Source organism: Streptomyces sp. W1SF4 (assembly GCF_003950035.1).
Lineage (GTDB): Bacteria > Actinomycetota > Actinomycetes > Streptomycetales > Streptomycetaceae > Streptomyces > Streptomyces racemochromogenes.
Window position 1 is genome coordinate 1,536,788 of sequence record NZ_CP034350.1, and the last position, 13,819, is coordinate 1,550,606.

Annotated in this window: 12 protein-coding genes; 3 read left to right on the forward strand and 9 right to left on the reverse strand. The window is 73.2% G+C overall.

All coding sequences use genetic code 11. The features are described from left to right. Positions 1-93: 93 nt before the first annotated feature. The 6 genes from cobT to D1J60_RS07315 all read right to left on the reverse strand — a co-directional run bounded on the left by cobT (position 94) and on the right by D1J60_RS07315 (position 9,038). The gene (gene cobT / locus D1J60_RS07290) at positions 94-3,750 is read right to left on the reverse strand and encodes a nicotinate-nucleotide--dimethylbenzimidazole phosphoribosyltransferase (protein WP_125820557.1); all 3,657 of its coding nucleotides are present in this window, start codon (positions 3,748-3,750) and stop codon (positions 94-96) included. Between the two features lie 252 nt (positions 3,751-4,002). Beyond that, positions 4,003-5,223, reverse strand: a complete 1,221-nt coding sequence (gene cbiE / locus D1J60_RS07295) for a precorrin-6y C5,15-methyltransferase (decarboxylating) subunit CbiE (protein ID WP_125820558.1) — start codon at positions 5,221-5,223, stop codon at positions 4,003-4,005. A 179-nt stretch (positions 5,224-5,402) separates the two neighbouring features. Next, entirely contained in the window at positions 5,403-6,119 is a 717-nt protein-coding gene (locus D1J60_RS07300) for a GNAT family N-acetyltransferase (protein ID WP_125820559.1), read from the reverse strand. Between the two features lie 232 nt (positions 6,120-6,351). Continuing rightward, positions 6,352-7,218, reverse strand: a complete 867-nt coding sequence (locus D1J60_RS07305) for a MetQ/NlpA family ABC transporter substrate-binding protein (protein WP_125597312.1) — start codon at positions 7,216-7,218, stop codon at positions 6,352-6,354. A gap of 99 nt (positions 7,219-7,317) precedes the next feature. Beyond that, positions 7,318-7,986, reverse strand: a complete 669-nt coding sequence (locus tag D1J60_RS07310) for a methionine ABC transporter permease (protein ID WP_125597309.1) — start codon at positions 7,984-7,986, stop codon at positions 7,318-7,320. Then, positions 7,983-9,038, reverse strand: a complete 1,056-nt coding sequence (locus tag D1J60_RS07315) for an ATP-binding cassette domain-containing protein (RefSeq protein WP_125820560.1) — start codon at positions 9,036-9,038, stop codon at positions 7,983-7,985. The genes D1J60_RS07310 and D1J60_RS07315 overlap by 4 nt, the downstream gene beginning before the upstream one ends. A 671-nt stretch (positions 9,039-9,709) precedes the next feature. On the opposite strand from D1J60_RS07315, the gene D1J60_RS07320 reads away from it, so the two are divergent. After that, positions 9,710-10,075 carry a hypothetical protein gene (locus D1J60_RS07320; protein WP_125820561.1) on the forward strand — a complete coding sequence of 122 codons (366 nt, stop codon included), beginning with the start codon at positions 9,710-9,712 and terminating at the stop codon, positions 10,073-10,075. Then, on the forward strand, positions 10,068-10,484 hold the full coding sequence (locus D1J60_RS07325) for a hypothetical protein (RefSeq protein ID WP_125597301.1): 417 nt from the start codon (positions 10,068-10,070) through the stop codon (positions 10,482-10,484). The genes D1J60_RS07320 and D1J60_RS07325 overlap by 8 nt, the downstream gene beginning before the upstream one ends. An 84-nt stretch (positions 10,485-10,568) precedes the next feature. On the opposite strand, the gene D1J60_RS07330 is transcribed toward D1J60_RS07325, so the two are convergent. From D1J60_RS07330 to D1J60_RS07340, 3 genes are all read right to left on the reverse strand, one after another. Further along, positions 10,569-11,072, reverse strand: a complete 504-nt coding sequence (locus tag D1J60_RS07330; protein ID WP_125597298.1) for a GNAT family N-acetyltransferase — start codon at positions 11,070-11,072, stop codon at positions 10,569-10,571. Positions 11,073-11,109: 37 nt separating this feature from the next. After that, positions 11,110-11,637 (reverse strand): sigma-70 family RNA polymerase sigma factor, encoded by a 528-nt coding sequence (locus D1J60_RS07335; RefSeq protein WP_125820562.1) that lies wholly within the window; start codon positions 11,635-11,637, stop codon positions 11,110-11,112. 73 nt (positions 11,638-11,710) lie between these two features. Next, positions 11,711-12,886: a glycerophosphodiester phosphodiesterase gene (locus tag D1J60_RS07340; protein ID WP_125820563.1), complete on the reverse strand. Its 1,176-nt coding sequence runs from the start codon at positions 12,884-12,886 to the stop codon at positions 11,711-11,713. A gap of 303 nt (positions 12,887-13,189) precedes the next feature. On the opposite strand from D1J60_RS07340, the gene D1J60_RS07345 reads away from it, so the two are divergent. Continuing rightward, the gene (locus D1J60_RS07345; protein ID WP_042803043.1) at positions 13,190-13,819 is read left to right on the forward strand and encodes a lysophospholipid acyltransferase family protein; all 630 of its coding nucleotides are present in this window, start codon (positions 13,190-13,192) and stop codon (positions 13,817-13,819) included.

The following is a 13,819-nucleotide window of genomic DNA, read 5'->3' on the forward strand; positions in this document are numbered from 1 at the left end:
TCGAGGGGGAGATAGCAGGCCCGAACCCCGAAAAGCCCCGGGGCCGGACACCCTCTGGTGTCCGGCCCCGGCGCGCAGGAAGGTGCGTACCCGCTACTTCTCCGTCACGCCCGCCGAGTCGAACGTGGCCACCTCGTGCATCGCGCGGGCCGCGCTCTGGACCAGGGGGAGGGCCAGGAGGGCGCCGGTGCCTTCGCCGAGGCGGAGGTCCAGGTCGACCAGGGGGCGCAGGCCGAGCTTGTTGAGGGCGGCCACGTGGCCCGGTTCCGCGCTGCGGTGGCCCGCGATGCAGGCCGACAGGGCTTCGGGGGCGATGGCGCGGGCCACCAGGGCGGCCGCGCCGGCGCTCACGCCGTCCAGGATGACCGGGGTGCGCAGGGAGGCGCCGCCGAGGAGGAGGCCGACGATCGCGGCGTGCTCCAGGCCGCCGATGGCCGCCAGGACGCCGATCGGGTCGTTCGGGTCGGGCTGGTGGAGCTCCAGGGCGCGGCGTACGACCTCGACCTTCCGGGCGTGCGTCTCGTCGTTGATGCCGGTGCCGCGTCCGGTGACCTCCGCCGGGTCGACTCCGGTGAAGACGGAGATGAGGGCGGCCGACACCGTGGTGTTGGCGATGCCCATCTCGCCCGTCAGGAGCGCCTTGTTGCCGGCCGCGACGAGGTCGCGCGCGGTCTCGATGCCGACCTCGATGGCCGCGATGGCCTCCTCGCGGGACATCGCGGGGCCGACGGACAGGTCGTCGGTGCCGGGGCGGACCTTGCGCGGGAGCAGGCCCGGGGTGGCGGGGAGGTCCCCGGCCACGCCGACGTCGATGACGCAGACCTCGGCGCCGACCTGGTTGGCGAAGGCGTTGCAGACGGCCCCGCCGCCCAGGAAGTTGGCCACCATCTGCGTGGTGACCTCCTGGGGCCACGGGGTGACGCCCTGGGCGTGGACGCCGTGGTCACCGGCGAAGATCGCGACGGCGGCGGGCTCCGGGATCGGCGGCGGGCAGACCCGCGACAGGCCGGACAGCTGCGCGGAGATGATCTCCAGCATGCCGAGCGCGCCCGCCGGCTTCGTCATGCGCTTCTGCCGCTCCCAGGCCTCGCCGAGTGCCTTCGCGTCGAGCGGCCGGATGGAGGCCACGGTCTCGGAGAGCAGGTCGTGCGGGGCCTCGCCGGGCAGCGCGCGGCGCCCGTACGTCTCCTCGTGGACGACCCAGGCCAGCGGACGCCGCTGCGACCAGCCCGCCTGCATCAGCTCCGGCTCCTCGGGGAACTCGTCGACGTACCCGACGCACAGGTACGCGACGACCTCCAGGTGCTCGGGGAGCCCCAGCGCGCGGACCATCTCCCGCTCGTCGAAGAAGCTGACCCAGCCGACGCCGAGGCCTTCGGCGCGTGCGGCGAGCCAGAGGTTCTCGACGGCGAGGGCGGAGGAGTACGGGGCCATCTGCGGCTGGGTGTGCCGGCCGAGGGTGTGGCGGCCGCCGCGGGTGGGGTCGGCGGTGACGACGATGTTCACCGGGGTGTCGAGGATGGCCTCGATCTTCAGTTCCTTGAACTGCTTGGCCCGGCCCTTGGGCAGCGACTTGGCGTAGGCCTCGCGCTGCTTCTGGGCGAGCTCGTGCATCGTCCGGCGGGTCTCGGCGGAGCGGATGACGACGAAGTCCCAGGGCTGCGAGTGGCCGACGCTGGGCGCGGTGTGGGCCGCCTCCAGGACGCGGAGCAGCACCTCGTGCGGGATGGGGTCGGTGCGGAAGCCCTTGCGGATGTCGCGGCGCTCGCGCATCACGCGCAGGACGGCTTCGCGCTCCGCGTCGGCGTATCCCGGGGCCGGCTCGCCGACGGGGCCCGCGGGGGCCGGCTCGGCGGCTTCGGCTTCGGCTTCGGCGGCCTCGGCCGGGGCGGGCTCGGTGGCCTCGGCGGCCTGTACGGGCTGGGGCTGCGGCTCGGCGACGGGCTCCGGCCCGGCTTCGGCGGCGGCTTCGGCGGGCGCCTCGGCCTGGACCACCGCTTCCGCGGGGCCCGCCTCGGCGGCGACCGCCGTCACGGCGACGGGAGCCGCGTCGGGCTCGGCGGCCTGCGCGGGCTCGGCCGGGGTCTCCGGCGCGTCGGGCGCGGCTGCGGCGGCGGGAGCGGCCTCGGCCGGGGCGCCGGCGGCGGGAGCGGGGGCCTCGGGGGCCGTCGGGGCCTCTTCGGCGGCGGGAGCGGCCTCGGCAGCGGCCTCCGGCGCGGGCTGGGCGGCGGCGTCGGCCGCGACGGGGGCGGCGGCGACGGGCTCGGCCGTCCACGGGGCACCGGCCTGCGGCGGGACCTCGCCGGGCTGGGGCGCGGCGGGAGCGAGGTCGAGGTACTCGGGGCCGGGGGCGGCGGCCGGCTCGGCCTCGGGGGCCTGGGCGGCGGCTTCGGAAGCCTGGGCGGCGGCCTCGGCGGCGGCGGCCTCGGCGGCGATGGCGGCGGCCACCTGGGGGGCCAGCACCACGACGGGCTCCGCGGGGGCGGGCTCCGCAGGGGCGGGCTCCGTGACCACGGGCTCCGCGGCAGCGGACTCCACGGCGACGGGCTCCGACGCGACGGCCACGGCTTCGGCGGGCACGGCTTCGGCGGGATCGGCTTCGACGCCCGCGGCTTCGACGGCTTCGGCGGCCACGGCAGGCTCCCCGACGACGGGCTCCCCCACCACGGCCTCCGCCACGACGGCCTCCGCCTGCGCGGCGGGAACGCCCTGCTCAGCCGCAACACCCTGCGTGGCGGGAACACCCTGCTCGACGACCGGCGCTGCCTGCTCAGCCGCGGCAGCCTGCTCGGCCGCCACGCCCTGCTCGGCCGGCGCAGCCTGCTCAGCGGGAACGGCCTGCGCCACACTGGACGCCGCCTCCACACCGGACGCCGCCTCCACGCCGGGCGCAGCCTGCGCATCAGGCGCCGCCTCCACACCGGGCGCCACCTGCGCGTCAGCCGCCACCTGCACCCCGGGAGCCACCTGCACCCCGCCAGCCGCCTGGACACCCGGCGCGACCTGCACCCCGCCAGCCGCCTGGACACCCGGCGCCACCTGCACACCCGGCGTCATCGTCGCGGCCGACGGTGCCGGCGCGGCCGCCGGCCCCCGGTCGGCGAGGGAGCGTACGACTCCCCCGGTGGCGTCGGGCACGGGCGGGCCCATGTGCAGCGGGCGGCGCGGCGGCATCACGGCGGCCGCGGGCGGGACCTGCCCGGCGGCGGGGGCCGCGGGCGGGACCACGAGGCCGCCGAGGTCGAGGGAGCCGGAGTCGCGGCCGCCGGTCTCGTGGGCGCCGGCGCTGTACGCGGCGGGGTCGGCGAAGGTGCCGGGGGCGGGGTAGCCCGCCTCGGGGAAGCCGGGTGCGGGCTGTCCCGGCGCGGCGGGGGCGGGGAAGGCTTCGGGGTAGCCGGGCTCCGGGAAGCCGAGTGGGCCGGGCTCGGGGTATCCGGCGGCGGGGGCCTGCGGGTACTCGGTGTAGACGGGTTCCGCCGGGAAGTCGCCGGGGAAGGACGGGACCGGGGGGACGACCTGCGGGTCGCTCCAGGAGCCCTGCCCGTGGCCGCTCGGCATCAGCAGCAGTTCCTCGTCCTCGGCCTCGGACGGGTCGTCCACGAGGTCCTGGAAGGCGTAGCCGGCCGGGGCCTGGGGCGGCATGGGGGGCAGCGGCGGCATCTGGGGGACCTGCGCGGGACTGCCCTGCTGATCCACCATGCCCGTGTTGTCCGGGTGACCCTCGCCCGGGACCTGGCCGGTGTCAGTCATGCGTACCCCTCGCCCATCGGTGTTGCCTCTTCGATCGCCCGGCCGCCCAGCGGGCCCTCCGTGCGGACTTTGCCGTGCGGGGTCGTCGCGCGGTGCGCCGTCTCTCGTGCGCACGCACAACAACTCCTGAGCATTGTCGCGCTCGTCGGCCTCCGTGTCGGCCAGAAACCGGCACGGTCCGCTGTGGACTGCGCCACGTCGCGCGTCCACCAGGGCGGTACGACGATCGGCCAGCCTACCCCGGGCTCCGCGTCAGCGGTTCACGGGGCGTTCGCCTGCCAGCAGGAACACCACGGAACGCTCCTGTTCCGCCCAGGTCCGGGGGGCGAGGCCGACGGACTGGAGGAGCGCGCACTCGACGGCGTACCCGTGTTCGGTGAGGGTGCGTCCGATCGCCTCGGCCTCGTCGCGCGTCGAGGCGTGGCTGACGATGCGTTCGGGGCGTCGTTCGGCGACGGCGGCGATGACGGGGGGTCCGCCGCCGCCGACGCGGACGACGTCGGGTTCCGGGAGGCTCTCCAGTACGTGTGGAGCGCGGCCCGAGACCACCTGGATCTGGACACCGCGCTTGCGGGCGGCGGCGGTTACGCGTTCGCAGGCGCGGGGGTCGGCGTCGACGGCGATGACGGCGGCGCCGTGGGCGGCGGCGTCCACGGCGAGGGCTCCGGTGCCGGCGCCGATGTCCCAGAGGAGGTCTCCGGTGCGGGGTCCGAGCCGGGCGAGCTGGGCGGCGCGCAGCTGGACGGACTCCCCTTCACCGGGCCGGGGTCCGTCCGCGGCGGGCTGCGGGCGGGCCCAGCCGCGTACGGGGGCGGGTCCGGGGCCGCGGCCGAGCAGCCAGCCGGGGTCGGCGGCGGTGGGGGCGTGGCCGGCGCCGCCGATGACGATGACGACGTTGGGGTCGCGCCAGCTGTGGTCGGCGGCGGCGTCGGAGGTGAGGACGGTGACGCGTTCGCGGTCGGTGCCGAGTTCCTCGCAGATGACGAAGGTGCGGTGGATCCCTTCGAGGAGCAGGGCGAGTTCGGCGGGGCCGGCGCCGGGTGAGGTGAGGACGGCGACCTTGGTGTGGGCGCGGCAGACGTTGACGGCGCGGCGCAGGGTTCGGGGGTGGGCGACGACGACCTGGGCGTCGTCCCAGGGCATTCCGGCGCGGGCGAAGGCGGCGGCGACGGCGGAGACGGCCGGGACGACTTCGACTTCGAGGCCGTGTTCGGGGGCGCGGAGGGTGCGGACGACGCCGAAGAAGCCGGGGTCGCCGTCGGCGAGGACGACGGCGGTGCCGCGGTGGCCGGCGATGCGGCGGGCGGCGAGGCCGAGACTGCCGAGGCGGATGCGTTCCGCGCCGGGCGGGATCTCGGGGAGCGCGAGGTGGTGGGCGGCTCCGGCCACGAGGGTGGCGGCGGAGAGCGCGGAGCGGGCGGCCGCGGTCAGGGGGGAGCCGTCCCATCCGATCACCGTGACCCGGTCGGCCATCGTCGTCGGTCTCCTGGAGTGGGGGGTGGGAGAAACCGCCTTCGGCGCCTTCGGCCTCGTGAGGTGGTTTCAGGGGTTTTCAGGGGGTCACGGTGAGACTACCCGGTCATCGGGCCGGTCCCGGTCGGCTTGCGGCCCGGTCCCGGTCGGCCATCGCGCCGGCGCCGGCCGGCCCGCGGTCAGCGGCGGTCGGCGCCGACGGCGTAGCCGTGTGCGCCGGCGCGGCGGCGCAGGGGGTAGCCGTCGTCGTGGCCGGGGCGGCCGGCGGGGCCGGGGCGGGCGTGGCGGCTCTCGTACACGTCGTACTCGTCGGTGTCGTCGAGGTCCTCGGGGACCAGGCTCCAGACGATGAGGTCGGTGCGGGTGTCGGTCCAGCTGCCGTCCGCGGCCTGGGTGCGCACTATCGCCACGTTGCGCAGGACGCCTTCGCTGATGCAGCCGATCTTCTGGGCGACCTGCTGGGAGGCGGTGTTGTCGGCGGCGGTGCGCAGTTCGAGTCTTTCGAAGCGCTGGTCGCGCAGGAGCCACTGGGCGACGGCGAGGACGGATTCGCTGGCGTAGCCCTCGCCCCGGGCCCAGGGGGCGGTGACGTAGCAGGCTTCGGTGGTGCGGGTACGCCAGTCGGTGTTCTGGAGGTGGACGACGCCCACGAGGCGCTGGGTGAGGAACTCGGTGACGGCGAGGACGATGCCGCGGCCTTCGGTGCGCTCGGCGTGGGAGAGGGCGGTGGCCCAGGCGCGGGCGTGGGCGGGGGTGTAGGGGTGCGGTACGGAGGTCCAGGCGGTGACCTGCTCGTCGTTCATCATCTCGGCGAGCGCGGTGACGTCGTCCTCCTCGAAGGGGCGCAGCACCAGCCGGTCCGTGCTGATGGTGACGTCCGGGAAGGTGGTAGTCATGCGCAGCTCCATGCCTGGGACCGTGGGGCGGGACCGTTCGTGCCGGCCCGTTCGTACGGGACCGCCGTGCGGGACCGTTTGTGCGGGTCGTAGGCCACAGCATGCAGCATCGGCCGGGGGATGTGCAGGGCCGGGCTGCCCGGAAGCGGGCAGGGCCCGACAAGCCCGCGGCCCCGCGCGCCCGGGTGGGTGCGCGGGGCCGGGAATCCGGCGTCTACCAGGCGGTCTTGGGTCAGGCGGCGGGGGTGCCGAAGGCCGGGATGACCGAGCCCTGGTACTTCTCCTCGATGAACTTCTTGACCTCGTCGGTGTTCAGGAGCTTGGCGAGCTTCTGGATGCGCGGGTCGTTCTGCTTGCCTTCCTTGACCGCGAGGAAGTTGGCGTACGGGTTGCCCTCGGCCTTCTCCAGGGCCAGGGCGTCCTTGGCGGGCGAGAGCTTGGCCTCGAGGGCGTAGTTGCCGTTGATGACGGCGGCGTCGACGTCGTTCAGGGCGCGCGGGACCGTGGCGGCCTCCAGCTCCTTGAACTCCAGGCCCTTCTTGTCGGTGATGTCGGACAGCTTGGCGCTGGTGCCGACCCCGTCCTTGAGGGTGATCAGCTTGTTGGCGGCGAGCAGCTGGAGCGCGCGGCCCTCGTTGGTGGTGTCGTTGGGGACGGCGACGGTCTGGCCGGGCTTGAGGTCGGTGAGGGCCTTGAGCTTCTTGGAGTAGAGGCCGAGGGGTTCCAGGTGGACGTTCACGACGGGCACGATGTGCGTGCCGTTCTTCTTGTTGAAGTCGTCGAGGTACGGCTTGTGCTGGAAGAAGTTGCCGTCGACCTGGCCCTGCTCGGTGGCGGTGTTGGGCAGGACGTAGTCCGTGAACTCCTTCACCTCCAGCTTGAGGCCGTCCTTGGCCGCGAGCTTGTCCTTGACGAAGTTCAGGATGTCGGCGTGCGGGCTCGGGGAGGCGGCGATGACCAGGGGCTTGGTCTCGTCGACCTTGCCGCCGTCGGTCTTGGCGGCCGTGGACGGGTCCGAGGAGCTGCCGCAGGCGGTGAGGCCGAGGGCGAGCGCTGCGGAGGCGGCGGCGATGGCGGTGAGCTTGGTGTTCTTGCGCACGAAGAGTGCCTTTCTTGCTTTTCGCGGGTGTTCGCGGGGTGGTGGCCCAAGCACGACAAGTGCGGGCTTTCCTTTGTGGGGAAGTCTGGGGTGGGGCTGTCAGGCGGTCCGGCCGCGGCGCGCGAGGACGCGTACCACGCCGTCGCCGATCAGCTGGATCACCGTGACGAGGGCGATGAGGACGGCGACGGTGGCGAACATGAAGCCGGTCTCGAAGCGCTGGAAGCCGTAGGTGATGGCCTTGGAGCCGAGTCCTTCGCCGCCGACGGCGCCCGCCATGGCGGAGTAGCCGACGAGGGTGATCACGGTGGTGGTGACGGCGGCGACCAGGGAGGGCAGGGCCTGCGGGAGCAGGACCTTGCCGACGAGGGTGGGGATGCCGCCGCCCATGGACTCGACGGCCTCGATGAGGCCGTGGTCGACCTCGCGGACGGCGGTCTCGACGAGCCGGGCGAAGAAGGGGACGGCACCGATGGCGAGCGGGACGATCATGGCGGTGGGGCCGATGAAGGTGCCGACGACGGCGGTGGTGACCGGGATCAGGAAGATCAGCAGGATGATGAACGGCAGCGAGCGGCCTATGTTCACGATCACGCCGAGGACCTTGTTGAGCGGCTGGTTCTGCAGGAGGCCGCCCTTGTCGGTGAGGACGAGGAGGATGCCGATGGGCAGTCCGCCGAGGACGGTCACCAGGGTGGACCACAGCACCATGTAGAGGGTGTCGTACGTGCCCTGGGTGAGCAGGGGCTGCATCTCGGACCAGGTCACTTGGCACCTTCCTTGACCAGTGCGGCGATCTCGGAGTCGAGGTCGGAGTCCTCGTCGACGATGTCGACCTGGAGGCCCTGCTCGCGCAGGAAGCCGACGGGCACCACGTTGTCCTCGTAGCGGCCGGGGAGTTCGATGCGCATGCGGCCGATCTGGCGGCCGGCGACGGTGTCCATCGCGGCGCCGAGGATCGAGATGTCGATGTTGTACGTGCGCGAGAGCTGGGAGATGACCGGCTGGGTGGCGGCCTCGCCGTGGAAGGTGACGTCGACGACGGTGCGGTCGGGGCCGGTGGCGCTGCCGCTGACCGGGAAGAGTTCGGCCGCGAGCTCGGAGCCGGGGGTGGCGAGCAGTTCGGCGACGGTGCCGGACTCGATGATCCGGCCCTTCTTCATGAGGGCGGCGGAGTCGCAGACGGCCTTGACGACGTCCATCTCGTGGGTGATGAGGAGGACGGTGAGGCCGAGCTGGCGGTTGAGGTCGCGCAGCAGCTGGAGGATGGAGCGGGTGGTCTCGGGGTCGAGGGCGCTGGTGGCCTCGTCGGAGAGGAGCACCTTGGGGTCGCCGGCCAGGGCGCGGGCGATGCCGACGCGCTGCTTCTGGCCGCCGGAGAGCTGGGTGGGGTAGGCCTTGGCCTTGTCGGAGAGGCCGACGAGGTCGAGGAGTTCCAGGGCCTTGCGGGAGCGTTCGCGGCCGGAGACGCCGAGGATCTCCAGGGGGAGCTCGATGTTGGCCTGGACGGTGCGCGAGGACAGCAGGTTGAAGTGCTGGAAGACCATGCCGATGCGGCTGCGGGCCTCGCGGAGTTCCTTGCCGGCGCGGCGGCCGCGGCCGGCGAGGGCGGTGAGCTCGACGCCGTCCACGGTGACGGTGCCGCTGGTGGGGCGTTCCAGCAGGTTCACGCAGCGGATGAGGGAGGACTTGCCGGCGCCGCTCTGGCCGATGACTCCGTATACCTCGCCCTCGCGGACGTGCAGGTCGACGCCGTCCAGGGCGGTGACCTCGCGGCCACGGGACTGGTAGACCTTCGTGAGGCCCGATGTGGTGATCACAGGATTTCCGTCGCTGTCGAGTGCACGGGGTGCGGGTTGCCGTGCACGGGGCAAACATCTGGGGACGCGATACGGGTCTAACCGTCACAAAACGATGGTGTCGACGCGTGCGCGGGGCAGGAGCGGTCCGTACCGGGGATCAGTCGGCGGTGTGGTGCGACTGGGGCGCGGAGCTGCCCGGCCGGTCTCGCTTCGGGGCGCGAGACTGCGTGAAAGGGGCCCTCAGAAGGCGCACATTCGACACATACAACGAGCACCGGGCGTCATCGTCGCCTCGGTCGCAAGGGTGCGGCTGCTCGTCGTGGTCATGTGCCCCAGTAAAGCAGACATGGCGACTCACCGATCAATGCTGTCCGGATAGCGGACGGAAACCGGTCGCCATCCGGACAGGAGTGGACTGGACCAGCCAGTCGGCGGGGTCCGTCTCCAGCGTGATCCCATCCGCGCTGACCAGCGCGGACACGGCCGACAGGGGCCGGGACGAACACGTCCGCGTGGAGCTCGAGGGCCTGGTGCGTTGTGGTCAAGGCCACGGTCCGCCACGGTCCGCATGCCGGCCGGGCGTCCGCCCGTACGTGCCGAGCGTCCGCCCGTACGTCCCGCGACAGCGGCCCGGCGATGCCGCGAGGGGCGGGCGCGTCGGGCCTCGAGGCCCGTAATACCCTCGCTGCATGCTCGTCGCCCTGACGGTCGCCATCGGCGCGGCCGCACTCGCCCTCGCCGCCTGGTGCGGCCACGCCGCATGGCGGGACCAGCCGACCAAGGACTGGCACTTCATCGGCATGGCCGTGGTGACCGCGCTGGTCCTGGCCCAGCTGGTGATCGGCCTGGTCCAGCTGGGCCGGGGCGAGAAGCCCGAACAGGGCACGGTGATCTTCGTGGCCTACCTGCTGGGTGCCTTCGCGGCGGTTCCGGCGGCCGGGATGCTCTCGCTGACCGAGCGCACCAAGTGGGGCTCGGTGACGGTGGCCGCGGGCGCGGTCGTCCTCGCCGTGCTGGAAGTACGGCTCTACGACATCTGGGGATCCGGTGCCTGACACGACGACCGCCCCGCCCGCCGGGCGCAAGCGACTGGTCTCCGGTCCCGGGCTGCTGCTGGTGTGGCTCTACGGGGTGATGGTGGTCGGCGCGCTCTCGCGCTCGGTCTACCAGATCTCCACCGAGTTCGACCGGGCGCCGCTGGCGTACTCGCTGTCGGCCGCGGCGGCCGTGGCGTACGCGTTCATCACGTACTCGCTGGTGCGCGGCGGGGAGACGGCCCGCCGGGCGGCGCTGGTGTGCTGCGGCGTCGAGCTCGCGGGCGTGCTGGCCGTCGGGACCTGGACGCTGGTGCGGCCCGACTCCTTCCCGGACGCCACCGTGTGGTCGGACTTCGGGATGGGCTACCTCTTCATCCCCGTGATCCTGCCGGTGACCGGGATGCTCTGGCTCCGCTCGAAGCGCTGAGCCCGCGGGCGCCCTGGGCGGTGCCCGGAACCGGTCCGGGGGCGTCCCGCCGTCGCTGCGGAACGCCCCCGGACCGGATGGCCGCTACGCGCTGACGGCGTAGTCGGTGTCCTTGGCGTCCTTCTCCAGGATGACCAGGCGCACGCCGTCGGAGGCCGTGCGGTTGCCGACCTGCGCGTACCCGGCCTTGCGGTAGAGCCGCAGGTTGGACTCGCTCTTGTGGCCCGTGTGCAGGCGGAAGCGGGTCGTTCCGGCGTGCCCGGCGAGGGCTTCCTCGACCCCGCGCAGCAGCCGGGCGCCGAGGCCGTGGCCCTGCAGCCGCGGGTGCACGCACAGCTTGGCGATGCTCGCCGTGCCGTCCTCGCCGACGCTGCCGCGCACCGCGCCCACCACCTCGTCGCCGAGCCGGGCGACCAGGACGGTGTCCGAGGCGAGTTCCGCCTTCAGGGAGTCCAGGGACTGGGTCAGGGGCTGGATGAGGTAGTTGCCGTACAGCTCGGCCTCCCGCTGGAACGCCAGATACTGCAGCTTGAAAATCTGCTCGGCGTCTTCGGCGGCCGCCGCCGAAATGGTCACGCTCATGCCCATGTGCGCATGCCTCCCGCTCACCTGGTAGCTCTCCGGTCTACCGCTCCTTTCCCCACGGGTCAGGAGCCGCAACCTCGACAGCGAGCATTCTGCGCAGACATCCCAGGCAACGGGAACGTACCGGTCCCAAACTTCCTTGTGAGATACCCAACTCTCCTGCGATTTCACGGTAAGTCATGTCTCTGGGCGACAGAAGTGCGGCCATCAGCTCCGGACAGCGTCCCGGCAATCGGGCGACCGCCGATCGGAGGGCCCGGTTCGCCTCGCCGTGCAGCAGCGCGTCCTCGGGCTCGCCGGCCGCGTCCACCGCCGGGGTGGTGCCGTACGGGACCTCCCGGTGCGCCCGCCGCCGGGCACGGCGGGCCTCGGCGCGCACCGCCCGCCGCAGCCAGCGGGCGCGGCCGGCGGGGAAGGGGGCGCGGGGGCCTCGTTCCAGCAACCGCACCCAGACGGCTTGTTCCAGGTCGGCGGCCTCCACCCCGGCGGCCGGTGCTTCCGCGGCCGCCTCGGCGGAGAGCAGCGGGCCCAGCTCCGTGAGCAGGTCGGGTTCCCGTATCAGGTCCATGCCGGGCGGGACGCGGGTGCCGGGCCGGGCGGTTTCCCCGCCGGGCCCGGCCCACCCGTTCGGGGGCTGGGGGCTAGCGGTTGACGCCACGTCCGGGGCGGAAGGCCTCCGCGGCCAGGAGTCCGGTGTCCGGGTTGTCGGTGAAGATGCCGTCGACACCCAGTTCGAAGTACCTCTTGAAGGCGCCGAGCGCGTCGCCGTAGGCCGCCGGGTCGGTGCCCTTGCGGTATTCGGCCGGCAGGAAGCTGTTCTCGTTGCGGGCGGTGTAGGGGTGCAGCACCAGTCCCTTGGCGTGGGCGTCGCGCACGAGGGTGGTGGGGGTGCCGAGCCTGCCGGCCGCGTCGCGCGGCACGATCAGGTCGAGGGTGGGGCCGATGCCCTGGGCGAAGCCGGCGATCCACTTGAGGCCCTCGGGCTTGACCAGGTCGGCGACGGTGCGGGGGTCCTTGGCCGTCTCGAAGTCCCAGGGGCGGGTGTTGGCCGCGGAGAGCAGCACCACGCGCGGGGCGGAGACCAGGCGGGAGAGCCGCTGGATGCTGGAGGGCTCGAAGGACTGGAGGAACACGGCGGCGTCGCGGCCGTCGCGCCCGTAGCGGCGCAGCAGCTTGGCGAGGGGCTCCTCCAGGCCGAGGCCGAGGCCGCGGAAATAGGTGGGGTGCTTGGTCTCGACGTGCAGCCAGACCCGCTTGTCGCGCAGCCGGCCCTCGCGGTTGGCCCAGCGCAGCACCTCTTCGAAGGTGGGGACCGCCCACTGGCCGTCGTAGAGGGTGTTGCGCTGGCGCACGGCGGGGATGCGTTCCTTCGCGCGCAGGGTCTTCAGTTCGGCGAGGGTGAAGTCCTCGGTGAACCAGCCGGTGACGGAGACCCCGTCGACGGTCTTGGTGGTGCGGCGGCCGGTGAACTCGGGGTGGTCGGCGACGTCGGTGGTGCCGCCGATCTCGTTCTCGTGGCGGCAGACGAGGTGGCCGTCCTTGGTGGGGACGAGGTCCTGCTCGATGACGTCGGCGCCGAGGTCGAGGGCCAGCTGGTAGGAGCCGAGGGTGTGCTCGGGGCGGTAGCCGCTGGCGCCGCGGTGGCCGATGACCAGGGGGACGGGCAGGTCGCGGTAGCCGCCGCCGTCGCCGTGGCCGCTGCCGGAGCGGTCGTCCGCAGCGTCGGCGGTTCCCGCCGTGAGTCCGGTGATGCCGGTTCCGGCCGCCAGTACGGCCGCTCCGAGCACCGTGCGCCGTGCTGCCCCACCCTGTGTCATCTGTGCCACTCCTCGTCCTGGACCGGGCCCGCGGCCCCGGGATCTCCGGGGGGCGTGAAGGCCCCGGTCGGCGTGGCGATGGTAGGCAAGGCAGGGTGGCGTGGGGGTGGGCTCCGGCGGAACATGGCGCAAACGCGTGTCAACACTGCGTATCCACCTCGTGAACCCGATGTGCCAACAGGGGCGGGCCGCGAGTATCGTCCTCACCTGCACTACCGCCGTGTGGTGCGAAAGCCGCTTTTCGATGCCGGAGGGCTCACGTTGTTCCGTACCGCGCTCATCAAAGCCACTGTCGGACCGGTCATGCGCCTGATGTTCCGCACCAAGGTGGAGGGGCTCGACAACATCCCGGGCACGGGTCCGGTGATCCTGGCGGGCAACCACCTGACTTTCATCGACTCGATGATCCTGCCGCTGGTGTGCGACCGCACGGTCCACTTCATCGGCAAGGACGAGTACGTGACGGGCAAGGGCCTCAAGGGCCGCCTGATGGCGTGGTTCTTCACGGGCTCCGGCATGATCCCGGTGGACCGCGACGGTGCGAACGGCGGCGTGGCCGCGCTGATGACGGGCCGCCGGATCCTGGAGGAGGGCAAGATCTTCGGGATCTACCCCGAGGGCACCCGCTCCCCCGACGGCCGGCTCTACCGCGGCCGCACCGGCATCGCCCGCCTGACCCTGATGACGGGCGCCCCGGTGGTCCCGTTCGCGGTGATCGGCACGGACAAGCTGCAGCCCGGAGGCGCGGGCATGCCGCGCCCGGGCCGGGTGACGATCCGCTTCGGCGAGCCGATGGAGTTCTCCCGCTACGAGGGCATGGACCGCGACCGCTACGTGCTGCGCGCCGTGACCGACTCGGTGATGGCCGAGGTCATGCGGCTGTCCGGCCAGGAGTACGTGGACATGTACGCGACGAAGGCGAAGGCGGCCTGA

Coding starts and splice junctions, on each gene's coding strand:
- D1J60_RS07340 (WP_125820563.1), bottom strand. CDS start 12,886: ATGACACAGGGTGGGGCAGCACGGCGCACGGTGCTCGGAGCGGCCGTA.
- D1J60_RS07330 (WP_125597298.1), bottom strand. CDS start 11,072: ATGGGCATGAGCGTGACCATTTCGGCGGCGGCCGCCGAAGACGCCGAG.
- D1J60_RS07300 (WP_125820559.1), bottom strand. CDS start 6,119: ATGACTACCACCTTCCCGGACGTCACCATCAGCACGGACCGGCTGGTG.
- D1J60_RS07335 (WP_125820562.1), bottom strand. CDS start 11,637: ATGGACCTGATACGGGAACCCGACCTGCTCACGGAGCTGGGCCCGCTG.
- D1J60_RS07345 (WP_042803043.1), top strand. CDS start 13,190: ATGCGCCTGATGTTCCGCACCAAGGTGGAGGGGCTCGACAACATCCCG.
- D1J60_RS07320 (WP_125820561.1), top strand. CDS start 9,710: ATGCTCGTCGCCCTGACGGTCGCCATCGGCGCGGCCGCACTCGCCCTC.
- cbiE (WP_125820558.1), bottom strand. CDS start 5,223: ATGGCCGACCGGGTCACGGTGATCGGATGGGACGGCTCCCCCCTGACC.
- cobT (WP_125820557.1), bottom strand. CDS start 3,750: ATGACTGACACCGGCCAGGTCCCGGGCGAGGGTCACCCGGACAACACG.